General features: G+C 67.6%; 21 protein-coding genes. 9 read left to right on the forward strand and 12 right to left on the reverse strand.

The annotated features are described in order from the left end of the window. The first annotated feature begins 7 nt into the window (after nt 1-7). Entirely contained in the window at nt 8-1,117 is a 1,110-nt protein-coding gene (locus tag NMI01S_RS24405) for a M48 family metallopeptidase (RefSeq protein ID WP_084513205.1), read from the forward strand. A 49-nt stretch (nt 1,118-1,166) separates the two neighbouring features. Here the strand turns inward: NMI01S_RS24405 and NMI01S_RS24410 are convergent, their stop codons facing one another. Then, on the reverse strand, nt 1,167-1,823 hold the full coding sequence (locus NMI01S_RS24410) for a mycothiol-dependent nitroreductase Rv2466c family protein (protein WP_063000748.1): 657 nt from the start codon (nt 1,821-1,823) through the stop codon (nt 1,167-1,169). A 157-nt stretch (nt 1,824-1,980) separates the two neighbouring features. Between NMI01S_RS24410 and NMI01S_RS24415 the strand changes: the two genes are divergently transcribed. The 3 genes from NMI01S_RS24415 to NMI01S_RS24425 all read left to right on the forward strand — a co-directional run bounded on the left by NMI01S_RS24415 (nt 1,981) and on the right by NMI01S_RS24425 (nt 4,998). Beyond that, entirely contained in the window at nt 1,981-3,201 is a 1,221-nt protein-coding gene (locus NMI01S_RS24415) for an NAD(P)/FAD-dependent oxidoreductase (RefSeq protein ID WP_063000750.1), read from the forward strand. A 97-nt stretch (nt 3,202-3,298) separates the two neighbouring features. Further along, complete coding sequence (locus NMI01S_RS24420) at nt 3,299-3,700, forward strand: YciI family protein (protein WP_174554566.1); 402 nt, start codon at nt 3,299-3,301, stop codon at nt 3,698-3,700. An 11-nt stretch (nt 3,701-3,711) separates the two neighbouring features. After that, a complete protein-coding gene (locus tag NMI01S_RS24425) occupies nt 3,712-4,998 on the forward strand; it encodes an RNA polymerase sigma factor (protein ID WP_084513207.1) in 1,287 nt (428 codons plus the stop codon). Nucleotides 4,999-5,064: 66 nt separating this feature from the next. Here NMI01S_RS24425 and NMI01S_RS24430 read toward each other — a convergent pair whose 3' ends face one another. Beyond that, nucleotides 5,065-5,889, reverse strand: coding sequence for a phosphoribosylaminoimidazolesuccinocarboxamide synthase (locus NMI01S_RS24430; RefSeq protein ID WP_063000752.1), 825 nt, complete (start codon nt 5,887-5,889; stop codon nt 5,065-5,067). Between the two features lie 222 nt (nt 5,890-6,111). On the opposite strand from NMI01S_RS24430, the gene pepN reads away from it, so the two are divergent. The 3 genes from pepN (at nt 6,112) to NMI01S_RS24445 (ending at nt 10,309) form a co-directional block, all read left to right on the forward strand. Further along, on the forward strand, nt 6,112-8,706 hold the full coding sequence (gene pepN / locus NMI01S_RS24435) for an aminopeptidase N (RefSeq protein ID WP_063001086.1): 2,595 nt from the start codon (nt 6,112-6,114) through the stop codon (nt 8,704-8,706). Between the two features lie 385 nt (nt 8,707-9,091). Beyond that, the gene (locus tag NMI01S_RS24440; RefSeq protein ID WP_063000754.1) at nt 9,092-9,709 is read left to right on the forward strand and encodes a ClpP family protease; all 618 of its coding nucleotides are present in this window, start codon (nt 9,092-9,094) and stop codon (nt 9,707-9,709) included. 9 nt (nt 9,710-9,718) lie between these two features. Continuing rightward, nucleotides 9,719-10,309, forward strand: coding sequence for a ClpP family protease (locus tag NMI01S_RS24445; protein WP_063000756.1), 591 nt, complete (start codon nt 9,719-9,721; stop codon nt 10,307-10,309). 50 nt (nt 10,310-10,359) lie between these two features. Here the strand turns inward: NMI01S_RS24445 and NMI01S_RS24450 are convergent, their stop codons facing one another. From NMI01S_RS24450 to NMI01S_RS24470, 5 genes are all read right to left on the reverse strand, one after another. After that, nucleotides 10,360-10,845, reverse strand: coding sequence for a helix-turn-helix domain-containing protein (locus tag NMI01S_RS24450; RefSeq protein ID WP_084513208.1), 486 nt, complete (start codon nt 10,843-10,845; stop codon nt 10,360-10,362). Nucleotides 10,846-11,005: 160 nt separating this feature from the next. Next, the gene (locus NMI01S_RS24455) at nt 11,006-11,476 is read right to left on the reverse strand and encodes a DUF5130 family protein (protein ID WP_063000757.1); all 471 of its coding nucleotides are present in this window, start codon (nt 11,474-11,476) and stop codon (nt 11,006-11,008) included. Continuing rightward, nucleotides 11,463-11,741, reverse strand: a complete 279-nt coding sequence (ctaJ, locus tag NMI01S_RS24460) for an aa3-type cytochrome oxidase subunit CtaJ (protein WP_063000759.1) — start codon at nt 11,739-11,741, stop codon at nt 11,463-11,465. Before ctaJ ends, NMI01S_RS24455 begins: the two co-directional genes overlap by 14 nt. Before the next feature lie 51 nt (nt 11,742-11,792). Beyond that, nucleotides 11,793-13,469 (reverse strand): glycoside hydrolase family 13 protein, encoded by a 1,677-nt coding sequence (locus NMI01S_RS24465; protein ID WP_063000761.1) that lies wholly within the window; start codon nt 13,467-13,469, stop codon nt 11,793-11,795. Nucleotides 13,470-13,532: 63 nt separating this feature from the next. Further along, nucleotides 13,533-13,937, reverse strand: a complete 405-nt coding sequence (locus NMI01S_RS24470; RefSeq protein WP_063000763.1) for a globin — start codon at nt 13,935-13,937, stop codon at nt 13,533-13,535. Nucleotides 13,938-14,280: 343 nt separating this feature from the next. Between NMI01S_RS24470 and NMI01S_RS24475 the strand changes: the two genes are divergently transcribed. Next, nucleotides 14,281-15,000, forward strand: a complete 720-nt coding sequence (locus tag NMI01S_RS24475) for an HNH endonuclease (protein ID WP_174554567.1) — start codon at nt 14,281-14,283, stop codon at nt 14,998-15,000. A 116-nt stretch (nt 15,001-15,116) separates the two neighbouring features. Then, nucleotides 15,117-16,058 carry an NAD-dependent epimerase/dehydratase family protein gene (locus NMI01S_RS24480; protein ID WP_063000765.1) on the forward strand — a complete coding sequence of 314 codons (942 nt, stop codon included), beginning with the start codon at nt 15,117-15,119 and terminating at the stop codon, nt 16,056-16,058. A 15-nt stretch (nt 16,059-16,073) separates the two neighbouring features. On the opposite strand, the gene NMI01S_RS24485 is transcribed toward NMI01S_RS24480, so the two are convergent. The 5 genes from NMI01S_RS24485 to NMI01S_RS24505 form a co-directional block, all read right to left on the reverse strand. Continuing rightward, complete coding sequence (locus tag NMI01S_RS24485) at nt 16,074-16,727, reverse strand: DUF8185 domain-containing protein (protein ID WP_063000767.1); 654 nt, start codon at nt 16,725-16,727, stop codon at nt 16,074-16,076. Between the two features lie 32 nt (nt 16,728-16,759). Next, nucleotides 16,760-17,179 carry an acyl-CoA thioesterase gene (locus NMI01S_RS24490; protein WP_039776988.1) on the reverse strand — a complete coding sequence of 140 codons (420 nt, stop codon included), beginning with the start codon at nt 17,177-17,179 and terminating at the stop codon, nt 16,760-16,762. Nucleotides 17,180-17,377: 198 nt separating this feature from the next. Further along, nucleotides 17,378-22,279: an NAD-glutamate dehydrogenase gene (locus NMI01S_RS24495; protein ID WP_063000769.1), complete on the reverse strand. Its 4,902-nt coding sequence runs from the start codon at nt 22,277-22,279 to the stop codon at nt 17,378-17,380. 246 nt (nt 22,280-22,525) lie between these two features. Beyond that, nucleotides 22,526-24,202, reverse strand: coding sequence for an energy-dependent translational throttle protein EttA (ettA, locus tag NMI01S_RS24500; protein ID WP_063000771.1), 1,677 nt, complete (start codon nt 24,200-24,202; stop codon nt 22,526-22,528). A 75-nt stretch (nt 24,203-24,277) separates the two neighbouring features. Then, entirely contained in the window at nt 24,278-24,787 is a 510-nt protein-coding gene (locus tag NMI01S_RS24505; protein WP_084513209.1) for a single-stranded DNA-binding protein, read from the reverse strand. Nucleotides 24,788-24,902: the final 115 nt, after the last annotated feature.

Raw genomic sequence — 24,902 nt, forward strand, 5'->3', positions numbered from 1 at the left:
TCAGCCCATGCAGTCCGAAGATCAGTGGGCCGATCAGTCACCACAGCAGGGGCGCGGACCGGGGTGGAATCCGGTGACCGGTACGGCGGGGTGGGATCCTCGGCTGGGACCGCCGGGATGGGGTCCGCAGCAACCGTTTTCGCCGCCGCACGTCCCGCCGTTCCAACCGACGCGCGGACTGTCCCCCTGGGGCATGCCGGCCCGGCACAGCTGGGAGATTCCCCTGCTGATCGTGGTGATTCTGGCCACCGTCACCGGATATCTGATCGCGCTGCTGTCCCTGCTCGTCGGTGCGCTGAACTACTACGTCCTGCTGCTGATCCTCGCGCCGCTGCTGCTGTGGTTCGGCCGCGGCACCAACTATTCGATGCAGCGGCTCAATGCCGTGAAGATGTCGCCCACCCAGTTCCCGGAGGGATACCGGATGGTGGTCGAGGCGGCCGCGCGCTTCGGCATGGCGACCGTCCCGGATGCCTACGTGCTGCTGGGCAACGGGCAGATCAACGCCTTCGCCTCGGGGCACGGGTTCCGCCGCTACGTGGTCGTCTACAGCGATCTGTTCGAGATCGGCGGACAGGCCCGTGACCCCGACGCGCTGGCCTTCATCATCGGCCACGAGGTCGGCCATATCGCGGCCGGCCATGTGTCGTACTGGCGCCAGCTGGGCATGTTCCTCGTGCCGTTCCTGCCGATCATCGGCAATTCGCTGATTCGCGCACAGGAGTACACCGCCGACAATCACGGCTTCTGCAACCGGCATCTCGGCGCACCCGGAGCGATGAAAACCCTTGCGGGCGGCAAATATCTGAATTCGCTGGTCGATTTCGACGAGATGGCCGACCGCGCGCCGCAGGACAAGGGCTTCTTCGTCTGGGTGGTCAACGCCATGTCCTCGCATCCGGTGCTCACGTGGCGGATGTGGGCGCTGCGCGACCGTAGCCGGCACGGCCGGATGTTCCTGCGGCCGAGCGGTCCGCCGCCACCACGGATGCCGGCGACCCCTCCGCCGTATCCGCCACCGGCCGTCCCGCCGCAGCCGATGCCGCCGGCCGGACCGCCCGCCCAGACGGGCGACTACCCCGGATACGGCGAAATTCCGGGCCTGCCGCCGCGGTAGCCGCACGCCCGGCACGGGGCATGCCATCATGCCCCGTGCCGTCGATCCACTAGTCGAACTGCGGGTCCTCGGTGCGGGTCCGCTTGAGCTCGAAGAAGTGCGGATAGGACGCCAGCGCGACCGCCCCGTCCCACACCTTCCCCGCGTCCTCGCCACGGGGAATCCGCGACAGCACCGGGCCGAAGAAGGCGGTGTCGTTGATGTGGATGGTCGGCGTGCCGACGTCCGGCCCGACCTTGTCCATTCCGGCGTGGTGGCTCTTGCGCAGCGCCTCGTCGTAGGCGGTGCTCGTGGCGGCCTCGGCCAGTTCGGCGGGCAGCCCCACCTCGGCGAGAGCGTCGGCGACGACCGCGGCCAGGCTGTCGGCCTGGTTCTCGCGCTCGTACTCCTCCCGGCGATTGTGGATGCGGGTACCCATCGCGGTGTACAGCGGCGAGAGCACCTTCTCACCGTGCTGCTCGGCCGCGGCGATGGCCACCCGTACCGGGCCCCACGCCGATTTCATCATTTCGACGTAGCGCTCGGGAAGGTCCTCACGACCCTCGTTGAGCACGGCCAGGCTCATCACATGGAAGTGCGTGTCGATATCGCGGACCTTCTCGACCTCCAGAATCCAGCGCGAGGTGATCCAGCACCACGGGCACAGCGGATCGAACCAGAAATCGACGCGGTCCCTGGAACCGGCGGTGGTCGTCTGATCGCTCACATCTCGTCCCTTCGAAGAAGCAATGGGGAGGCCGCACACGCCACCCGCCCTCAGCATGAGTCAACGCCGCGAAGTTGGCGATATTTCCCGATCGCCGCGGGATCGCACAGTAGGGTCGGATGCGACCCTGGTTGCCCGCTGCCCGGAGGTTTTCCCCATGCCCACAGATTCCAGGTTCGTCATCGTCGGCGGCGGTCTGGCCGCCGCGAAGCTGGCGGAGTCGTTGCGCGACAACGAGTTCGACGGCGCGGTCACGTTGATCGGTGAGGAGGCGCAGCTGCCCTACGAGCGGCCGCCACTGTCCAAGGAACATTTGCTCGGCAAGAAGTCGCTCGCCGATTTCACCGTGCGTCCTGAGCAGTGGTATCGCGACCACGATGTCGACCTGCTGCTCGGCACCGCCGTCGCGGCCGTCGACCGCTCGTCGAAAACCGTTGCGCTGCCGGACGGTTCGACCCGTCCGTACGACAAACTCGCCCTGGCCACCGGATCGCGCTCGCGCCGGCTGCCGATTCCCGGCGCCGATGCCGAGGGCGTGTACATGTTGCGCACCATCGGGCAGTCCGATGCGCTGATCTCACTGTTCGGCACGGCGCGGCGGCTGGTCGTGATCGGCGCGGGCTGGATCGGCCTGGAGGTGACGGCGGCCGCGCGCACCGCCGGTCTGGAGGTGACCATCCTGGAGGTCGGCCCGGTGCCGCTGCAGGCCGCTCTCGGCGACGAGATGGGCGCGGTCTTCGGCGAGCTGCACCGCGCGCACGGCGTCGATCTGCGCTGTGGTGTGAAGGCCGCCGAGATCGTCACCGCCGACGGAAAGGCCACCGGAGTCCGGCTCTCCGACGACACGGTCGTGGACGCCGACGCGGTGCTGATCGCGGTCGGCGCCCGGCCGAATATCGAACTGGCCGCCGACGCGGGGCTCGCGGTCGAGGGCGGCGTGCTCGTGGACGAAAGCCTGGCCAGCAGCGATCCCGATATCGTCGCGGTGGGCGATATCGCCGACCAGCAGCATCCGGTGCTCGGGCAGCGAGTGCGGGTCGAACACTGGGCCACGGCGCTCAACCAACCGGCCGTGGCCGCGCTGACAATGCTCGACCGGCCTGCCACCTACGACCGGCTGCCCTACTTCTTCACCGACCAGTACGACCTCGGCATGGAGTACACCGGCTTCGTCGCACCGGGCGCGACGACGTCCGTGGTGGTTCGCGGCGACACCGCGAGCCGCGAATTCGTCGCATTCTGGCTGGATCAGGGCAATCGGGTGCTGGCGGGGATGAACGTCAACGTCTGGGACGTCACCGATCGGATCAAGGAACTGATCCTCGGCGGCGAACCGGTGAATCCGGACGCGCTGGCCGACACCGGCACCGATTTGTGATCACGATCACAGCCAAGATAGGTCGAGGAGCTGCGACCGGCACCGACCCGATCGTGAGCGCGCCGCGGTGGCGCGCCGGCGAGCCGAGGAGATCATCGTGAAGTACATGCTGCTCAAGACCTACCGCCCTGCCGCGCATTGCGACACTCCGATCACCGAGTGGCCGCCGGAGGACATCGCGGCCCATATCGAATTCCAGCGCGCGCTCGGTTCGGCACTGCGCGAATCGGGTGAGCTCGTCGATGCCCAGGGGCTGGCCTTCCCGGATCAAGCCCGCATCGTCAGCGCCGACGGGCGCTCGGCCCCGGTGGTCACCGACGGCCCGTTCCCGGAGACGAAGGAATTCCTCGCCGGCTACTGGATCGTCGATGTGGACAGCGCCGACCGGGCGCTGGAGATCGCCGCGCAGGCATCGGCCGCCCCGGGCCCGGGCGGCGCCCCGATCGGTGAATACATCGAGGTGCGCGCGGTGATGGACCCCCCGGCGGCCGGGGCCTGATCCGCCGCGCCATGCCCGGACCACAGGTACCGGCCGTCCCGGTCGGGCAGCCGTCGAAGCGCGACGAGCGGCGCGACGACTCCGCGCGGGAAGTCGCGCTGCTCCTGCGTGAGGTCGCGCCGGTCGTGCTGGGAGTTCTGGTGCGCCGCTACGGCGATTTCGACGCGGCCGAGGACGCGGTGCAGGAGGCGATGCTCGCCGCGATCACCCAGTGGCCGGACAAGGGCTATCCGGACCATCCGCGGGCCTGGCTGCTTCAGGTCGCACAGCGGCGATTGATCGACTCGGTGCGTTCGGAGATCGCGCGCCGCTCTCGCGAGACGACGGCTGCCCTGCGGGACGTGCCGCCCGCCGATACCGATTCGGACGCCGACGACACGTTGACGTTGTTGCTGCTGTGCTGCCATCCCGCGTTGTCGCCCGCCAGTGCGATCGCGGTGACGCTGCGGGCGGTGGGCGGACTCACCACCGAGGAGATCGCCAGAGCCTTCCTGCTGCCGGAAACAACCATGGCGCAGCGCATTTCGCGGGCGAAGAAACGGCTCGCCGCACTGCCACGCCCGTTCGCCGAGTCCGCCGTCGCCCCGGAACACTGGGGCCCGCGGCTCGGACCTGTACTGCACGTGCTCTACGTCATGTTCACCGAGGGACACACCGCCACCGGCGGCTCCCGGTTGTACCGCACCGATCTGGCGGCGGAGGCGATTCGCCTGACCCGCAAGGTCCACCGGCTGCTCCCGGACGACCCGGAGGTCACGGGCCTACTCGCGCTGATGCTGCTCACCGACGCCCGTCGCGCGGCACGACTGGGACCCAGCGGCGAATTGATTCCGCTGGCCGAACAGGATCGCACCCGATGGGACCGTGAACGCGCCCGGGAGGGAATGGGTCTGGCGACGGCGGCGATCGAGGCCGGACTCGGTGGCCCCTACCGCGTCCAGGCCGCGATCGCCGCACTGCATACCCGGGCGCCGAGCGCCGAGGAGACGGACTGGGAGCGCATTCTCCTGCTGTACGACGTCTTCGAGCGGCTGTCGGACAATCCGATGGTGAGTCTGAATCGCGCCGTGGCGGTGGCCATGGTGCACGGGCCCGCCGCGGGGCTGGATTCGGCGAACGCGCTGGTGGATCGTCTGCGCGGCAACCATCGACTCGACGCGGTCCGGGGACACCTGTACGAGATGGCGGGCGAGCGCGCGGCGGCGATCGAGTCCTATACGGCGGCGGCGCACCTCACCACGAGTACGCCCGAGCGCGACTACCTCATGCTGCGCGCGGCGAAGCTGCGCGCCTCGTAGCCGAGCGGCACGGGGCGGCGGACATCGAAACCTCCTGCGGCGCAAGGACTTCGGCCGCAACCGCGCTCACGGCCAGGTGTTGCCCGTGATGCGCTGATAGGCATCCCGATACTTTTCGCGGGTGACGGCCACGACCTCGGCGGGAATTTCCGGGCCGGGCGGCTCCTTGTCCCAGCCGGTGGAGGTCGCCCAGTCGCGGACGAACTGCTTGTCGAACGAGCGCTGCGCCCGGCCCGGCTCCCATTCGTCGGCCGGCCAGAACCGCGACGAGTCGGAGGTCAAGACCTCGTCACCGAGAGTGAGAACGTCGCCGTCCCAGCCGAATTCGACCTTGGTGTCGGCGATGATCACTCCGCGTCCCGCGGCGTGCTCGGCGCCGCGGGTGTAGATCTGCAGGGTCAGGTCGCGCAACTTCTCGGCGACCTCGCGCCCCTCCTGATTCACCACATCGTCGAAGGTGATCGGCTCGTCGTGCCCCGCGGACGCCTTGGTGGTGGGGGTGAAGATCGGCTCGGGAAGTTCGTCTCCCTCCCGCAGGCCGGCGGGCAGCCTCACCCCCGAGACCGCGCCGGTCCGCCGGTACTCCTGCAGTCCCGAGCCGACCAGATAGCCGCGGGCGATGCATTCCACCTGGACCATCTTCAGCGGCCGCACGCGCACCGCGCGCCCGGCGAATTCGTCCGGGACGTCGGTGGTCGAGAGCACGTGGTTGGGCACATCGGAGAAGTAGTCGAACCACCAGTTCGACAACTGCGTGAGCAGCGCGCCCTTGTCCGGAATCGGCGTCGGCAGCACCACGTCGTAGACCGAGACCCGATCGGAGGCGACCAGAATCAGCGATTCCCCGTCCTCGTAGAGATCGCGCACCTTACCGGCGTGGATGTGCTTCACCGGCCCTCCTCGCTTCGCTGTCCGCCGCACACGAACGCCCAGCCTACCGAGCGCCCCGGCTGCACCGGACGCTCGGTGGCGCGGCGCGCGGCGTTTCGTCTCGCACGGGGTGCGGATGCACGGTCGGCCCAGCCGTGCGGGCGCGAACGTGGCATTCTGGGCACCGTCAGCGACTGCATCCGCAGCGTGGTCCACACGACCGGTCCGAGCGAAGGAGTCTCCTTGTCTGCACCGAACCTCACCCGCGAACAAGCCATCGCGCGGGCCGCGACGATCAGTGTGGAGAACTATCGCGTCGAACTCGACCTCACCGGGCAGCCGACCGGTCCCGCGGCCACCGCCGGCGAGACGTTCTTCTCGCGTTCCACCGTCACGTTCACCGCCTCTGCGGGCGCGCAGACCTTCATCGATATCGTCGCCGCCGGTGTGCGTTCGGCCGTTCTCAACGGCACCGAACTCGACATTTCGGGCTACGACGAGTCCCAGGGGCTCACCCTGACCGAGCTGGCCGAGAACAACGTCCTGGTGGTCGAGGCCGACTGCGTGTACTCGCACACGGGCGAGGGCCTGCACCGCTTCGTCGATCCGACCGACGACAAGGTCTATCTGTACTCGCAGTTCGAAACCGCCGACGCCAAGCGGATGTTCGCCTGCTTCGACCAGCCCGACCTCAAGGCGACCTACGACATGACGGTCACCGCGCCCGCCGACTGGGAGGTGATCTCCAACGGCGCCGCGACCGCCACCCGCACGGTCGGCGAGGTGGTCGAGCACACCTTCGCCACGACGCCGCGGATGAGCACCTACCTGGTCGCGCTGATCGCCGGGCCGTACGCCAAGTGGATCGATGTGTACACCGACGATCAGTCCACGATCCCGCTCGGCATCTACTGCCGCGCCTCGCTCGCCGAATTCATGGACGCGGAAAGGCTTTTCACCGAAACCAAACAGGGTTTCGCGTTCTACCATCGCAACTTCGGCGTCCCGTACGTCTTCGGGAAGTACGACCAGCTGTTCGTTCCCGAGTTCAATGCCGGCGCCATGGAGAACGCCGGCGCGGTGACATTCCTCGAGGACTACGTCTTCCGGTCCAAGGTCACCCGGGCCTCCTACGAGCGGCGCGCCGAGACCGTCCTGCACGAGATGGCGCACATGTGGTTCGGCGATCTCGTCACCATGAAGTGGTGGGACGATCTGTGGCTGAACGAATCCTTCGCCACCTTCGCCTCGGTCCTGTGCCAGGCCGAGGCCACCGAATACACCGGCGCCTGGACGACTTTCGCCAATGTGGAGAAGTCGTGGGCGTACCGGCAGGATCAACTGCCCTCCACCCATCCCATCGCCGCCGACATCCCCGATCTCGCGGCCGTGGAGGTCAACTTCGACGGCATCACCTACGCCAAGGGCGCCTCGGTACTCAAGCAGCTGGTGGCCTACGTCGGACTGGAGCCGTTCCTGGCCGGGCTGCGGGACTACTTCGCCGCGCACGCCTTCGGCAACGCCACCTTCGACGATCTGGTGGGAGCGCTCGAAAAGTCCTCCGGGCGTGACCTTTCCGGCTGGGGCGCGCAGTGGCTCAAGACCACCGGCCTGAATACGCTGCGCCCCGACTTCGAGGTCGACGCCGACGGGAAATTCACCCGATTCGCGGTCGTGCAGGGCGGCGCCGAACCCGGTGCCGGCGAGTACCGCGTCCATCGCCTCGCCATCGGTGTCTACGCCGACCAGGACGGAAAACTGGTGCGCACCAAGCGCGTCGAGCTCGATCTCGACGCCGCCGAGCGCACCGAGGTCGCCGAGCTGGTGGGTGTCGAGCGCGGTCAGCTGGTGCTGGTGAACGACGACGACCTGACCTACTGCTCGCTGCGCCTGGATCCGCAGTCGCTGGACACCGTGGTCGCGCGGATCGCCGATATCGCCGAATCCCTGCCTCGCACGCTGTGCTGGTCGGCGGCATGGGAGATGACGCGACAGGCGGAGATGCGGGCCCGGGATTTCGTGGCGCTGGTGCAGCGCGGAATCGGGGCCGAAACCGAAATCGGTGTCGTGCAACGGCTTCTGATGCAGGCGCAGACCGCCTTGGCGAGCTACGCCGACCCCGAATGGGCCGATCAGACCGGATGGCCGGCCTTCGCCGATCGTCTCCTCGAACTGGCCCGGGCGGCCGAGCCGGGTTCGGACCATCAGCTGGCCTTCGTCAACGCCCTCACCGCCGCGCGCCTGTCGCCGTGGCACAGCGAGGTGCTGGGCACCTTGCTGCTGGATTCCGACCCGGCAGCGGCCGGGCTGCCCGGCCTGGCGGTGGACACCGATCTGCGCTGGCGGATCGTGGGCGCACTGGCGGCGGCCGGTCAGCTCGACGCCGAGAGCACCGACACCCCGGTCATCGACGCGGAACTCGAGCGCGATCCCACCGCAGCCGGCCGACGCCAGGCGGCCGCGGCCGCCACCGCCCGCCCGCAGGCCGAGGTCAAGGAAAAGGCCTGGCACACCGTGATGGACGACGACTCCGTCCCGAACATCACCGCCCGCGCGATCGTCGGCGGCTTCGCGCCGATCGGACAGGGCGAGTTGCTCGCACCGTACGTGCAGCGCTACTTCGACGAGATCGCCTCGGTATGGGAGCGCCGCTCCAGCGAGGTCGCGCAGACCGTGGTCGTCGGCCTCTACCCGCACTGGGCCATCAGCGAGGAGGCCGTGGCCGTGGCCGACAAGTTCCTCGCCGATGAACATCCGCCGGCCCTGCGCCGCTTGGTGATCGAGGGTAAGGCGGGGATCGAACGCTCGCTGCGCGCCCGCGCCGCCGACATCGCCTGAGCCGAGTCGGCTGTGGTGGCGCACGCCACCACAGCCCGGGGCGTCCTCTGCAGACCGCGGGCGTGCCCTGTCACTCGCAGCGTCGGTGCGGCGGATCGGTCACGTTGTGTACTGCACCGGACCGCACCGCGGCCGGCCTCGCACCGGGATGGCCGCCCGCAACGGCGTACCACCGGCGGCGGACGCCTGCTGTGCATGCTCCGGTGGACCCAGCGGTCGCGAGGAGTGGTCGGCGCGCCCGGGCCCGGTGCCGACGGTGCGCGGATCCGCCTCGCCCAGCACGACCGGCGAGCCTCGTCCCGCACCCGGATCGCGCTGCTGTGAGCAGATCTGCCGACAGCAGCATGACGGGCCCGTGCCGGATCCGGTGGGGCACGGTAGGCGTATGGCTCACGACGACAACAAGATTCCGTTGTTCAGTTGGCGGTCGCGGGAGCAACTGCTCAGCCGCCGCATCCTCGTCCTCGACGGCGGGCTCGACGACGACAACGGCACCCTGCTCGCAACCCAGATGCTCACCCTCGCCGCCGAGGATCCCGAGGCCGACATCTCGCTGTGGATTCACTCGCCGGGCGGGTCGGTCCCGTCGATGCTCGCGATTCGCGACGTGATGCGGCTGGTGCCGTGCCGGGTGTCGACACTGGCGCTCGGGTTGGCCTGCAGCGCAGGGCAATTCCTGCTCTCGGCCGGAACTCGCGGCCGGCGCTACGCCTTGCCGCACGCCCGCATCCTCATGCATCAGGGGTCGGCGGGCATCGGCGGTAGCGCGGGCGAGGTGGAGGTGCAGGCCGACGATCTGCGCCACACGGTGAACACCGTGCTCGGGCTCATCGCCGAGGACACCGGGCAGCCGTTCGACCGCATCTACGAGGACTCGCTGCACGACCGCTGGTTCACCGCGACCGAGGCCCGGGAGTACGGCTTCATCGACCACATCGTCGACTCCTTCGACCAGGTCATCCCGCAACGCCAGCGCATCGGAATGTCGGCCGGGAAAGCATAGGGGCACATCATGACCAGCTACACCATTCCCAATGTCATCGCGCAGCACCCGCGTGGCGAGCGGATCATGGACGTCTATTCGCACCTGCTCACCGAGCGGATCGTCTACCTCGGCACCCCGATCGATTCCGGAGTGGCGAATGCGTTGATCGCGCAGATGCTGCATCTGGACGCCGAGAGCGCGGGCCAGGAGATCAACCTCTACATCAACTGCGAGGGCGGCGATCTGTCGGCGATGCTGGCGATCTACGACACCATGCAGCACATCTCGTCGCCGGTGGCGACCACCTGTGTCGGCCAGGCCATCGCGGTCGGTGCGGTGCTGCTGGCCGGCGGCGCCGCGGGCCGGCGTGCGATGCTGCCGCATGCGCGCGCCGTCCTGCACCAGCCGGCGACGCGTGGACAGGGCGCGATCCCCGATCTCATCATCCAGGCCGACGAACTCGTCCGCATGCGCGCCGAAATCGAGACGATCCTGTCCCGCCACACCGGTCAGGAAGTCGCGACCCTACGGCACGACACCGATCGCGATCGGGTGTTCACCGCGCAGGCAGCGGTGGAATACGGATTGGCCGACACCATCCTCGGCGCCCGCGGCTGAGGGAAACCCTCGGCTGCCGCCGGTGAAGTCCTCGGCTGCCGCCGGCGCGCTCAGGCGGCGCGGGCGAACATGGTCGGCCCGGCGGGTGGGCGGACGGCCAGCGGGCGTACCGGCGCGAGGCGCGTGGCACGCAGCAGGTCGGTCGCGATCTCCGCGGTCAGTTCGCCCAAGCTGGTGCCGAGCGCCCCGGCCAGGGCGGCGATCATCTCGCTCGAGGGCTCCTTGCGCCCCCGTTCGATCTCCGACAGGTACTGCGGCGAAATCCCGGCTCGGCCCGCCGTTTCGGTCAGCGTCTCACCGTGGTCGCGGCGCAGTTCACGCAACCGTCGGCCGAGTACCTCACGCCACAGCGGTTCCCGGGCGGCGCGGGATTCGCGAGGGCGATCGGGGCGCGAGGGCACCGACCGCAGTACATCTCGCTGCGATCGAGGAGCGGGTTCGGCCGCGGGCTCTGCCGCGCTGTCCGCATCGGTCGAGGACGCTGACTCGAGGTCGCGTCCGCCGGGGATCGAATGCAGTTGCGGATACTCGGCCATGCGGTGAGCCTACGGCCACCGCCGCGCCGGGCGAGCCCGCTTACGCTCACAGCGTATTTCGGGTCGTCCGTATACAGCCGCACCCCCTCCCGGCTGTTCCGGGAAGGGGTGCGTGGCCCTGATGCGAACCGGCGCGAGCGTGCCGATCAGTGCGGACGAATCAGCTCGGGCGGCCGATCGCGGATGCCATCACGCGGACGGCGGAGACGAGCCCGTCGATGAGCTGTCCCTGCCGCAGCGACGCGAGTGCCGCGGTGACACCGAGCTGGCAGACCCGGTCGTTCACGCGGTCGGCGACGTCGCGACCGGAACGAACCTCGACCGCCTTGTCGTTGGGCGAGACGGCGATGAGCACCGAACGTGCCGCCTCGGGAGTCGACGGGAACACCGCGTCGGCGCCGGCGGCGGCATCCGCGCCCAGATCGCCGATGTAGATGTTGAACCGGACCTTGGTGCTGCGAGTCGCCTCGGTGAGGGTGTTGTCCATCAGCAGCCGCTCATGGTCGTTGAACGGCGCTTCCTTGAACACGTCACCGGCTTCGTGCACGCCGGATACCCGCCCGCTGGGGGTGATGGCGTACCCGTGCGGCAGGGTGGACGGGTCCACCGCAGGCCAATTAGAACTTGCCACTTGCCCGGCCTCCGATCAGATCTGCCCCGGCGGATTCGATGGCCGCATGGTGTCCATGCGACGACTCGGCGACACCGTGACCGAATGCGGTCACCTCATCGGTCGCGCTCCACAGCACCGGCTCCGCGGTCCACTTCTTCCCGAGGTCGTAGTGGACCGGCTTCTCACCGGGCAGCGGTTTGCCGAGGAACGACAATCCGGCGATCACCGCGTAGATCACCAGCGGGATGCCGAGAAAGATCAGCACTGTTTCGAGAATGCTCACAGATCAACGGTAGACGATCGTGGTTTGCCGGTCCGCGCCGAGCCGCCCGTGTCACACCAACCAGGCCGTCGACTCCGGTGCGAGCAGGGCACCGTGCACCGGCGCGCTCGCCAGCAGCACTGTGCCCGGAGGCAGCGCGATCGGGGCGGCGGAGGCGTTGAGCACACAGATCAATCCGCCCGGCCGGCGGAAGGCGAGACAGTCCTCCGGCGCGTCGAGCCATTCGACGGTGTCGCCGTCGAATTCGGCTCGGGTACCGCGCAATTCGAGGGCGGCCCGATACAGCGACAGCGTCGAGTCGGGCGATTCGCGTTGCGCCGCCACGGTCCGATCGGCCCATTCCGCCGGAATGGGCAGCCAGGAACCGGGACCGCCGGTGAATCCGAAGGGCGGATTCGTCCCCTCCCACGGGATCGGCACCCGGCAGCCGTCCCGCCCGCGTTCGGTGTGGCCGGAGCGTTCCCAGACCGGGTCCTGCAGCACCTCCTCGGGCAGGTCGTCGACATTGGGCAGCCCCAATTCGGCGCCGTTGTAGATGAAAGCCGCGCCCGGCAGCGCGAGTTCGAGCATGATCATCGCCCGCGCACGGGCGATGCCGGACGCGCCGCCACCGTAGCGGGTCACCTCCCGCTCGATGTCGTGATTGGACAGCGTCCACGTCGGGACGGCGCCGACGCGCGCCACCGATTCCAGCGAATTCTCCACTGCCGCACGAATTTTCACCGCATCGAACGATGTCTCGGCGAGCCGGAAGTTGAAGGCGAGGTGAAGTTCGTCCGGACGCACGTACTCGCCGAAGCGGATGTTGTCCTCGACCCACACCTCGCCGATGGACACCGCGTCCAGGTACTCGTCGACCACCTTGCGCAGCCGCCGGTGGATGTCGTGGACCCCCGGATTGTTGAAGCGCGGATCGCTGTCGTCGTGCACCAGCAGTTTCGCGTCGGCGTCCGAGGGATGGGTTGCCGACGGGCCGGCTGTATGGGTCGCCGACGGGTCGGCGGAAAGTCCCAACGCCGCCACCACGACCGGATCCATATCGGGCAGGCCGGGCGGTTTGGCCATGCCGTGGGCCACATCGATGCGGAAGCCGTCGACGCCGCGATCGAGCCAGAACCGCATGGTCTGCTCGAAATCGGCGACGACCTCCGAATTGTCCCAGTTCAGATCCGGTTGTTCCGGTGCGAACAGATGCAGATACCACTGCCCCGGCGTCCCATCGGGCTCGGTGATGCGCGTCCACGCCGGACCGCCGAAGATGCTGGGCCAGTTGTTGGGCGGTCGCGAGCCGTCGGGCTCGCGACCGTCGCGGAATATGTAGCGGGCCCGCTCGGCGCTGCCGCGGGCGGCCGCCACCGCGGCCGCGAACCACGGATGGCGGTCGCTGGTGTGGTTGGGCACCAGATCCATCGTCACCCGGATGCCGCGCTCGTGGGCTGCGGCGATCAGCTCGTCCATGGTCGCGAGGTCGCCGAACAGTGGGTCGATATCGCGCGGATCGCTGACGTCGTATCCGCCGTCGGCCATCGGGGAGCGCATCACCGGACAGATCCACAGCGCGTCGACGCCCAGCAGGTCCAGATAGCCGAGCCGGTCGCGCACGCCGGCGAGATCACCGACGCCGTCGCCGGAAGCATCGGCGAACGAGCGCGGATAGATCTGATAGAACACCGCCGACCGCCACCACGGTGGCGCCGGCTCCTCCGTATGCCCGGCGGCGGCCCCCACTGCCGTGAGCTCAGCCTGTCCCCCGGCCGATGACCCTGTCACAGTCGAATTCCCAGGCCTGGCTCACATGGGGGAATTCATCAGCGAATTCGCGGCCATCTCCAGGTAGTCGAGCAGCGCACGCCGATGTTCGTCGTCGAGAACATCCGGCTCGATCTCGGCAATCGCGATGTGCATGCAGCGCAACCACGCATCACGCTGGAGCGGTCCGATACTGAACGGCATATGCCGCATGCGCAGCCGGGGATGTCCGCGTTCATCGGAATAGGTGCGCGGGCCGCCCCAGTACTGTTCGAGGAACATGCGCAGCCGGCGCTCGGCCGGGCCGAGGTCCTGCTCCGGATACAACGGCCGCAGGATCTCGTCGGCGGCCACCTCCCGATAGAACGCCGCGACGATCCGCCGGAACGTTTCCGCCCCGCCGACCGCCTCGTAGAACGATGTCGCCGTCTGTTCGCCGGAAGTCATCGACCCTCTCGATCTGTTCGCCTGCCCGTATCCGCCCACCATTGTGCCCGCACCGCCCGCGGACGGCCCACCAGCGCCGCGGCTGCCCGACCGTCACCGGCGGATCACACGGCGTTCAGACGACGGTCGCCGCGGGGACGGCAACACGGCAGATAATCGCCTCCGACACCGGTATCCGGGCACCGGATACCGAGCCGCACCGCGTCGACCACCGGCGATCCGCGCCCCGGCCCGAATTTCGGCACCGAAATCACTGTGCACACGGGCACGTTCCGTGGTCAACTTGGTGACAGTGTCTGCCGATCAGCACACGAACCGACCTAGCAGAATTCGGGGTCCATCCATGAAGCAGCGGCACGGCGCCCGGTCACACGAGGCGAGAACGCACCGACAACTCCAGCCCGCCGATGTCCACAATCGTGGGTCGGGGGCTACTCCGCTGCATATCCTCTCCGCATATTCCTCTCCGGGACATCCGTCCGCGTCACCGGGACATTCGTCCCCGGGTGCGATCACGCACCGAAACATCGAATCCGCAGCTGCCGCCTGGTCCAAGAGCCGGGTACTGCTTCTGAATGCCACCTACGAGCCACTGACCGCACTGCCCGCCCGGCGGGCCATCGTGCTACTGGTCTGCGACAAGGCCGATACCGTTCATCACAATCCCGAGGGCCCGGTCGTTCACTCTGCCGGCGCCTCGGTCGCGCTTCCGTCGGTGATCCGGCTGCGCAACTACGTGCGAGTGCCCTACCGCGCCCGGGTCCCGATGACCCGTGCGGCACTCATGCACCGGGATCGTTATCGCTGCGCGTACTGCGGCGGAAAGGCCGAGACCATCGACCATGTCATTCCACGCAGTCGCGGGGGCGCGCATTCCTGGGAGAACTGCGTAGCCTCCTGTGCTCCCTGCAATCACCGCAAGGCCGACAAACTCCTGAGCGAGTTGGGCTGGACGCTCATGCACCCGCTGGTCTCGCCGACCGGGCCGCATTGGCGATTGCTGTCGACCACCTCGGATCTGGATCCGGTGTGGCTGCAGTATCTGGGCGAGGGCGCTGCCTGACCCGATGCAGAGCGCCGATCACAATCGTGAGCGCTGCTCTTGAAATATTCATGAATGTGAGGCACACTCATCTGTGAGCACAAGAGCAGTGCTCTCGAAAGTGATTGGAGCCCACCATGTCGGATCTGCATGTCGTCACCGGAGCCGGACCCGTCGGTACCACGATCGCCGAACAGCTCGCCGCCACCGGCGCGACTGTCCGCATCCTGACCCGGTCGGGCAGCGGTCCGGACCATCCGCTCGTCGAGCGACGCTCGGTGGACGTCAACGATCGCCACCAGCTCGCCGCAGCGGTCGACGGTGCCGCCGCGATCTACCACTGCATCCACGCGTCGCAATACTCCGCGCGGACCTGGCGGGCGGAACTGCCCGCCGCCGAGCAGACGATCCTGGACGTCGCGGGGCGCACCGGGGCAGTCGTCGTGTTTCCGGAGAGCCTGTACTCCTACGGCCCGGTCGACCGGCCGATGACCGAAAATATGCCGCGCACCGCCGATTTCGGAAAACCGGCGATCCGGGTGCACCTCCTGCGCGCTCGCGAGGCATCGCCGACGCCGACGGTCAGCGTGGCCGCCTCCGATTTCATCGGGCCGCATGTGCGCACCTCGCACGCCGGTGACCGGATGGTGCCGAATATTCTGGCGGGCAAGACCGTTCAGATTTTCGGCAAAGCCGATCTGCCGCATTCGTTCACGTATATGCCCGATCTCGCCGGGGCCATGATCCGGGCAGCGGCGGACAGTACCCTCTGGAACTCCTTCCTGCACGCGCCGACCGCCCCGGCGGTCACGATGCGCGAACTCGTGGCCGCGCTGGCCGACGCCGCTCGGATGCCGATGCCGAAAGTTGTTGCGCTGCCGGGCTGGACACTGCGCACCGCCGGCGTCGTGAGCTCGATGATGCGGGAGCTGGCAGAGATGAACTACCAGTTCGAGCGGCCCTTCCGACTCGATTCCACCCACAGCGAGAGACTGCTCGGCCTGGCGCCGACACCGCTGCCGGAGGTTGCGGCAGGAACGGTCGCGTGGTGGAAAACCGCTGTGGCGGAGGGGAAGTGAACTACCGGTCGCCGATCACCCCGCCAGCAGTGGCCCACTGCGGCGACGGGCGACCGAGCCGTACCGGGCGTCCAGCCGCAACCAACTGCGGGTGGCCCGCACCCGCACGGTCTCCTCGGGCGCGATGCGGCGAGAGTCGGCTTCCCCGCCGGCGTGCGGAATGAAATCCATTGCGGTGAGCGCGAAGACGACGCGCATGGGGACCTCGACCCGCTCGTCGCCGCCGGTGACGGTCAGCACCGTCTGCTCCAGCAGCGAGGCCGGCGGACCGTGCCCGCCACTGTGTTCGGCGGCCACCCGCGCACCGCGTTCGGCGAGTTCGACCAGGCTGCGGGCCGGAACATCATCGATATGGGCGAAACCCACAGCCGGTGGCAAGGCGGTACGCCAGGCCGAATCCATCGAATACCCCACCTCGATGCGCCCGTCGGCGCCGGGCCGTTCGAGTCCGGACAACACGGCATCGCCGGCGACGGTGACGTCCACGACGTCCAGTTCGCCGACCACCGTGCGAGCGGCCAGTACCTCGAATCCGGTGGCCGTCCACGCGGTGACATAGCGATCGCCGCGGCGATGCAACCGCACGACGGCAGCCGGATCCAGCCGGATCGCGTGGGTGAGGAAGGTCGCGAGGTTCTCCCGCTCGGCGGGATCGGATATGCGCAGCATCGAACCGATGTCGTCCGTAGGAGTCGTCGCCGCTATTCGGCCCGCCACAGGCTCAGATATTCGCGCTCCTCGTCGGTGAGCCGGCGCAGCCGCTGGGTGTCGATATCGAAGGCCGCGATCTGGGTGCTGGCGACCACGGCCGGCGGCGAGTCCAGTGCCACGCCGTTCGCGCGGACCTCGTAGCCGATGGTGAAGTCCACCGCGCGCAGTTGTTCGATCCACATCGCCACATCCAGCGGCGTGTCCTCGTGCCGGAGTTGGCCGCGGTAGCGGACATGCAGATCGGCCAGGACACAGCCGGTCCGCAGCCCCGCGGTGGGCCGCTCCCCCTCGAACAGCCACGGAATACGCGCCTCCTCGAGCAACGTCACCATGCGCGCATGGTTGATGTGCTGGAAGACGTCCATATCCGACCACCGGACGTCGACCTTCGCGTGAAAACGCTTGGGCAGGACGACGGTGCCACCTGCCTTCAGGGCCCCGTTCACCGAGCCGACACTGGTCACGCTGTTCACCTCCGATCGGAATTCCGCCCGCGCACATCGTGCGGCGTGCCTGCGCGGGCGGACGAGCAAGCCGAAGCGGCGTGCGACTCCGGTGTCGGGACCGCTTCGGCTAACCAGTATGCAGGTTCGGAACTCGACCGCCGTTCAGCGAGGCACCTCCGACTGCGCTCCCACACCGCTGACCATGCTGCGGACCTGCCGCGCCGCGACCGACAGCGTCGCCAGATCGTGTGCTCCGGAGGCGAACAGTTCCGACAGCGCCGCCCGCGCGCGGCCGAGCCGGGACTGGTTCTTCGACTCCCAGTACGCGATCTTCTCCTCCGCGGTCTCCTCCGGATCACCGGCGGACAGCACATCGAGGGTCAGCGATCGCAGTGACCCGTACATATCGTCGCGCAGGGCGAGCCGGGCCAGGGCGTGCCAGCGATCGCCGCGCTCCAGATGGCTCACGGCCTGCAGCAGCCAATCGATCTTGAGGTGCTCGTTGAGCGCGTAGTAGAGCGCACCGACCTCTTCGCCACTGCGGTCGGTGATATCCGCGATATCGACGACGTCGAGCAGCGGGAACAGGTTGAGCAGACCGAAGACCTCGGTGGCCAGATCCTCCGGTACACCACGCGAGACGATCTTGGCCGAGGCTTCGGACAACGTGTCGAGGTGGTGGCCGCGCAACCATCCCGGGACCTTCGGCGCCAGTTCGCGGACCGGACCGCTGTAGCGGTGGATTTCGGCGCCGACCGCGACCGGCTGCGGTCGGTTGCTCAGCAACCAGCGCGACGCGCGGTCCAGGGTCCGCTTGGTTTCCAGCTCCAATTCGTCCTTCACCGCCGTCGGGACGTCGGCGGCGCGAATGCGCTGCCACAGCGAATGCAGGTCGAAGATCTGGCTGGTGGCCGCGAAGGCGCGCACCACATCGGTTGCGCTGGCGCCGATTTCCTCGTTGAGCCGGTGCGCATAGGTGATGCCACCGAGGTCGACCATCTCGTTCACCACCATCGTGGTGACGATCTCGCGTCGCAGCCGGTGACGTTTGATGGCTCCGCCGAATCGCTGGCGCAACGCCGCCGGGAAGTATTTCGGCAGCCGCGCGGCGAAGTACGCGCTGTCGGGCAGATCGCTGTCGAGGAGATCGGCCTTCAGCGACAACTTCACATGGGCGAGGAGATTCGCCAGTTCCGGCGAGGTGAGACCGGTCCCGGCCTCCGCGCGGCGAGCGAGTTCCTTCGTCGAGGGCAGGGCTTCCAGTTCCCGATCCAGACCCCGCCGCTGTTCCAGGTCCTCGATCACTCGCATGTGCACGTTGAGCATGCGCGGCGCCTCGGTGCGCGACATCCCCATCAGGTAGTTCTGGGAGACGTTGTCCCGCAACACCATGTCCGAAACGTCGTCGGTCATCGAGGACAGCAGCGGGTTGCGGTCGCCGACCGGCAGTTCACCGGCGGAGACGACCCCGTCCAGCAGCACCTTGATATTGACCTCGTGGTCCGAGCAGTCGACGCCGGCGGAATTGTCGAGGGCGTCGGTATTACATTTGCCCCCGAGTTTGCAGAATTCGATTCGTCCCAATGCGGTGACGCCGAGGTTGCCACCCTCGCCGATGACGCGCACGCGCAGATCACTCGCATTCACGCGCACCGCGTCATTGGACTTGTCGCCGACATCGCCGTTCGACTCCGTACCGGCCTTGATATAGGTACCGATCCCGCCGTTCCACAGCAATTGCACCGGTGCCCGCAGAATGGCCCGGATCATGTCCGGCGGAGACAGCGAGACGACATCCTCGTCGAGGCCGAGGGCGCTCCTGACCTGCGGGCTCACCGGAACGGCCTTCACGGTGCGATCCCAGACACCGCCGCCCTCGCTGATCAGTGAGGTGTCGTAATCCGCCCACGACGACCGCGCCAACCCGAACAACCGCTTCCGCTCCGCGAACGACGACCCCGCCACCGGATCCGGATCGATGAAAATATGCCGATGATCGAACGCCGCCACCAACCGAATGTGCTCCGACAACAACATCCCGTTACCGAACACATCCCCCGACATATCCCCGACACCCACCACCGTGAACTCCTCACGCTGGGTATCGACATTCATCTCCGCGAAATGCCGCTTGACACTCTCCCACGCACCCTTCGCGGTAATCCCCATCGCCTTGTGGTCGTACCCCGCCGAACCACCCGACGCGAACGCATCACCCAACCAGAAACCGTATTGCTTGGCGACGTCGTTGGCGATATCGGAAAACGTGGCCGTGCCCTTGTCCGCCGCGACCACGAGATAGGTGTCGTCACCGTCGCGCCGCACCACCCGCGCCGGCGGAATCACCTCACCACTGGCGTGGTCGACATTGTCTGTCACATCCAGCAGACCGCTGATGAAGGTGCGATAGCACTCCACCCCTTCGCCCTGCAGCGCCTGGCGATCGGTCGCCGGATCGCCACTGGGCGCCGGCGGACGCTTCACCACGAATCCGCCCTTCGCGCCCACGGGCACGATCACCGCGTTCTTCACCGCCTGCGCCTTCACCAGCCCCAGAATCTCGGTCCGGAAATCCTCCAGGCGATCCGACCAGCGCAGACCACCGCGCGCCACCGGACCGAAACGCAGATGGACGCCCTCGACCCGCGGCGAGTACACGAAGATCTCGAACTGTGGCCGCGGACGCGGTAGCTCCGAAATCGCGTGCGGCTCAACCTTCATCGACAGATACTCACGCGGCCGGCCATCGGCGTCGACCACGTAGTAGTTGGTGCGCAGCGTGGCGGTGACGACACCGAGAATGGCTCGCAGAATACGGTCGGCATCCAGGCTCACCACCTCGTTGATCCGTTTGCGCACCGCGGCACGCAGCTCGTCCGCACGGTCCGAGGAGGCCGAATCGGGATCGAACATCGCCTCGAACAGTCCGACGAACAGCTGCGCGATATCCGGTGAGGCGAGCAGAACGCGAGCGATATTGGCCTGACTGTACGGAAAGTCCGCCTGCTGCAAGTACTTCGAGTAGGCGCGCAGAACCGATACCGACCGCCATTGCAGTCCGGCACGCAACACCAACTCGTTGAGCGGATCGCTTTCCGCCCGGCCGTGCCACAGGGCGTCGAACGCCTCGGTGAAGCGCTCACGCAACCCGCGTTCCTGTGCATGGAGGACATCGAGCCGGTCGGCGGTTTCCACCAATTCGGCATCCATGTTGCGGTCCAACGACATTCGCAGCAGGTCGGGTCGCGCCTGCAAGCCGAAATCGTAGATCCACGCCATCCTGCCGTCGCCGAACTCGACCTCGTAGGGCCGTTCGTCGACCACCTCCACACCCAGGCTCTGCAGCAGCGGCAGCACCTGGCTCAGCGAGATACCGCCGCCCACGTACAGGGTGAATCGCCAGGACCCGGGCTCGGCACCCGGCCTGCGATACAGATGCTGATCGATGGCCTCGCCGCCGAGGCGCTCCAGCCGAACGATGTCGGCCAGCGCCCGGGAGGGCTCGAAATCCTCCTTGTACCCGTCCGGCAGCGCGGCCGCATAGCGTTGCACGACAGCCGGATCCAGCACCGTGGACCGGGCCACCTCGTCGCGCAGGTGATCGTCCCAGGTGCGGCTGGCCTCGGCGAGCAGATTCTGAATCCGCAACCTGTTGGTCTCGGACGTGTCCACCCGCGTTCCCGGTTCGGGGAGATGCACGGTGAAATACACACTGGCGAGCTCGTTTTCGGACACTCGCGCCGAATAGTCGATCGATTCACCACCCAGTTCGCGCACCAGGATGTCCTGGATCTCGAGCCGGACCCGGGTGGTGTAGCGGTCACGCGGCAGATACACCATGGCGGCCACGAAGCGACCGTAGGAGTCCTGGCGGAGGAACAACCGCACCTGTCGGCGAATCCCCACGCTCAGCACGGCGCTGGCGGTGCGGCGCATCGTGTCGATGTCGGAGGAGAACAGTTCGGTGCGGGGGAAGGACTGGATCACCTCGAGCATCGCCTGGCCCGAGAACGATTCCAGATCGAATCCGCACTGTTCGATCACGGTGCGCACCCGCCGCGCGATCACCGGGATGTCGAGAACGTTCTCGTGCAGGGCGGCGACGGTGAACACGCCGATGAACAGATGTTCGCCGACGACCGCGCCCGAGGCGTCGGATTCCGCGACGCCGACGAAATACGGGTAGACCGAGCGGTGCACCGTCGCCGGGACCAGCCCCTGGGTGAGCATCAGCAGGGGGCGGCGGCCGCCGTTGCCCGGAACCTGGAAGTCGGTACCGACGTTGGGTCGCAGCACACCGAGGCAACTGTCCGGCACGACAACGGATTTCGTGTCCGCTCCGGCCGTGGGGCGACGCTGGTAGCGGGCGTAGCCGAGGAGGGTGAAATGCCCGTCGGCCAGCCACTCCAGCAGATGCGCGCAGTCGATCAGGTCGACGACCGGGTACGGCGAGGTCCCCGCGTCCGCCGTGCGGATCAGCTCGTGGGCGAGGCGATCCTGCACCGCGCGCATCGCTTCGGTATCGCCGATGACCTGCCGCACGTCGGTGAGCACATCGGGCACCTCGGACTCGATGCGTTCGAGAACGTCCCGGCTCGTGGATGGGTGTAGCTGGACGTGAATCCACGATTCCCGCAAGCCGGTGACGCCGTTGCCGTCGACCTCGTGCGGCGCCGCGGAGTGCAACCGCCCCTCGTCGTCGCGCATCACCTCGAAGATCGGGTGGATCACTTCACTGACGGTGACACCGATCCGGGTCAGGGCGGAGGCCACCGACTCGACGAGCAGACGCATATCGTCGGTGACCAGTTGCACCGCCGCCCCGATGCCACTGCCGTCGTCCGGGTGGTAGACCCGCACGCGCGCCGTGCCCGCAGGACGTTGCAAGCCCAGTTCGAGATGCCTTCGGAAGACCAGCGCCGAACTTCCGGTGATCGCACAGTCCACATCGCCGGCATCCACGTGACGGAAGTACGCCGACTCGAGCGTTGCGAGTTCTCCCCGCAGCGGCTCCGGCAGACTCTCCGCCCACGCGTTACTGGACAATTCGGACGAGACCGTCATTTTTTCGCCAACTCCCTCGGATTCGGTTCCGCAACAAAGTGACGCCGGAATCGAGCGTAGCTGCGCAGCCGAGGCCCCGGGGTGGATTCCTTCTAAACCCTCGGCGACGCTCAGCTACCTCGAACGGGCCGGTTGGTACGCCCGCGCTCGTGGCCTACACCGAGACCGGGGTAGGCCACGATGACGTTGCGCCCCAGAATGATTGACGCATGTCCGGGTTGTCGGCCGACTGCGCGAGCCGGAAGATCAGTCGCGAGTCAGCTTACGGTGGGTAACCCGATGCGGACGGGCCGCCTCCGGGCCCAGGCGCTCGACCTTGTTGGCCTCATAGGCCTCGAAGTTGCCCTCGAACCAGAACCACTGGGCCGGATTCGAGTCGTCGCCTTCCCACGCCAGGATGTGGGTGCAGGTGCGGTCGAGGAACCACCGGTCGTGGGAAATGACCACGGCGCAACCCGGGAAGTTCTCCAGCGCGTTCTCCAGCGAGCCGAGGGTCTCCACATCGAGGTCGTTGGTGGGCTCGTCGAGCAGGATCAGGTTGCCGCCCTGCTTGAGGGTCAGCGCCAGATTCAAGCGGTTGCGCTCACCACCGGACAGCACTCCGGCCGGCTTCTGCTGGTCGGGGCCCTTGAAACCGAAGGCGGAAACGTATGCGCGCGAAGGCATTTCCTGATTGCCGACCTCGATGTAGTCGAGCCCGTCGGACACCACCTGCCAGACCGTCTTCTTCGGATCGATACCCGCGCGGTTCTGGTCCACATAGCTCAGCTTCACGGTGTCGCCGACCTTGACCTCGCCGCTGTCGGGCTGCTCGAGTCCGACGATGGTCTTGAACAGCGTCGACTTACCGACACCGTTCGGGCCGATTACGCCGACGATGCCGTTGCGCGGCAGGGTGAACGACAGATCCTTGATCAGCTGCCGGTCGCCGAAGCCCTTGTCCAGGTGCTCGACCTCGACGACCACGTTGCCCAGGCGCGGACCGTGCGGAATCTGGATCTCCTCGAAGTCCAGCTTGCGCATCTTCTCCGCTTCGGCGGCCATCTCCTCGTAGCGACCGAGACGGGCCTTGTTCTTGGCCTGGCGGGCCTTGGCGCCCGAACGCACCCAGGCCAGTTCCTCCTTGAGCCGCTTCTGCAGCTTCTGGTCCTTCTTGCCCTGCACCTCGAGCCGTTCGGCCTTCTTCTCCAGATAGGTGGAGTAGTTGCCCTCGTAGGGGTAGGCCCGGCCGCGGTCGAGCTCGAGGATCCAGCCGGCGACGTTGTCCAGGAAGTACCGGTCGTGCGTGACGGCGAGGACAGCGCCCTGGTACTGGGCCAGATGCTGTTCGAGCCAGTTGACGCTCTCGGCGTCGAGGTGGTTGGTGGGTTCGTCGAGCAGCAGCAGATCCGGCTTGCTCAGCAACAGCTTGCACAGCGCCACCCGGCGGCGCTCACCACCGGAGAGGTTGCCGACCGGCTCGTCCGGCGGCGGGCAGCGCAGCGCGTCCATGGCCTGCTCGAGCTGGGAGTCGATATCCCATGCGTCGGCGTGGTCCAGATCCTCCTGCAGCTTGCCCATTTCGTCCATGAGCTCGTCGGAGTAATCGGTGGCCATGAGTTCGGCGATCTCGTTGAAGCGGTCCAGCTTCACCTTGATCTCGCCGAGGCCCTCCTCCACGTTGCCGCGAACGGTCTTCTCCTCGTTCAGCGGCGGCTCCTGCTGCAGGATGCCGACCGTCGCTCCGGGCGCCAGGAACGCGTCACCGTTGTTGGGCTGGTCCAGTCCGGCCATGATCTTCAGCACGCTCGATTTACCGGCGCCGTTCGGACCGACGACGCCGATTTTGGCGCCCGGAAGGAAGTTCAAGGTCACATCGTCGAGGACGACCTTGTCGCCATGCGCCTTGCGAACTTTCTTCATCTGGTAAATGAACTCAGCCATGTAGGAAAGCCTATCGGTGTCGGAACCAGTGGGTCGAAACGGAGGACCGCGCGAGCGGAGCAGAGGTAACGGTAGTCATCCGGCGTCGGCGGCCGCCGCGGAGACCGGATCGACGGTAGTCGATCCCGCGCCCGCCGCAGGGCCGGACTCGCCCGGCGGCACCTCGGGCGCCGCGTCGTCCCCTCCGGGGACAACGTGTAGGTCCGGGCCGAAGTTCCGGGCGCCGCCCCGCCGCATCACCGGCGCCGTACAACGGCCCAGGTCTGGACCCAGCGCGGCGGCTCGCATCTCGAGGTCGTGGCGTTGCACACCTTCCCTGGTCCGGTACTCGTTGGTGCGCAGCTGACCGTAGGCGATGATCGGATCGCCGCGACGGATGGAGGCGTCGACCCCCTCCACCAGTCGCCGCCAGCAGGTCACCGTCAGGAACAAGGTGCCGCCGTCCACCCAGCCGCCGGTATCGCGATCGAAGCGGCGGGCATTGCTGGCCATCCGGAAACTGACCACCTGCTCCCCGCCGGGCAGACTCCGCCGTACCGGATGTGTGACGACGGTGCCGATGACGGCGGTATTCGCCTCGTACATGATTGTCCCCCTTCACATTTCGACTGTCCCCGTCCGTGGCGCCGCGGCTGCCGTGACTTGTTCAGCGTCGCCGATTCCGCGGTTCGTCACCAGTGCCGAATGCGGAATTGTGGAC

Source organism: Nocardia mikamii NBRC 108933 (assembly GCF_001613505.1).
Lineage (GTDB): Bacteria > Actinomycetota > Actinomycetes > Mycobacteriales > Mycobacteriaceae > Nocardia > Nocardia mikamii.

Bases quoted from the DNA above. Each gene is read 5' to 3' on its own strand.
- NMI01S_RS24475 (WP_174554567.1), top strand. From the start codon at position 14,281: ATGAAGCAGCGGCACGGCGCCCGGTCACACGAGGCGAGAACGCACCGA.
- NMI01S_RS24495 (WP_063000769.1), bottom strand. From the start codon at position 22,279: ATGACGGTCTCGTCCGAATTGTCCAGTAACGCGTGGGCGGAGAGTCTG.
- NMI01S_RS24470 (WP_063000763.1), bottom strand. From the start codon at position 13,937: ATGACTTCCGGCGAACAGACGGCGACATCGTTCTACGAGGCGGTCGGC.
- NMI01S_RS24485 (WP_063000767.1), bottom strand. From the start codon at position 16,727: ATGCTGCGCATATCCGATCCCGCCGAGCGGGAGAACCTCGCGACCTTC.
- ettA (WP_063000771.1), bottom strand. From the start codon at position 24,202: ATGGCTGAGTTCATTTACCAGATGAAGAAAGTTCGCAAGGCGCATGGC.
- NMI01S_RS24445 (WP_063000756.1), top strand. From the start codon at position 9,719: ATGACCAGCTACACCATTCCCAATGTCATCGCGCAGCACCCGCGTGGC.
- NMI01S_RS24415 (WP_063000750.1), top strand. From the start codon at position 1,981: ATGCCCACAGATTCCAGGTTCGTCATCGTCGGCGGCGGTCTGGCCGCC.
- NMI01S_RS24505 (WP_084513209.1), bottom strand. From the start codon at position 24,787: ATGTACGAGGCGAATACCGCCGTCATCGGCACCGTCGTCACACATCCG.
- NMI01S_RS24425 (WP_084513207.1), top strand. From the start codon at position 3,712: ATGCCCGGACCACAGGTACCGGCCGTCCCGGTCGGGCAGCCGTCGAAG.
- NMI01S_RS24480 (WP_063000765.1), top strand. From the start codon at position 15,117: ATGTCGGATCTGCATGTCGTCACCGGAGCCGGACCCGTCGGTACCACG.
- NMI01S_RS24405 (WP_084513205.1), top strand. From the start codon at position 8: ATGCAGTCCGAAGATCAGTGGGCCGATCAGTCACCACAGCAGGGGCGC.
- NMI01S_RS24450 (WP_084513208.1), bottom strand. From the start codon at position 10,845: ATGGCCGAGTATCCGCAACTGCATTCGATCCCCGGCGGACGCGACCTC.
- NMI01S_RS24440 (WP_063000754.1), top strand. From the start codon at position 9,092: ATGGCTCACGACGACAACAAGATTCCGTTGTTCAGTTGGCGGTCGCGG.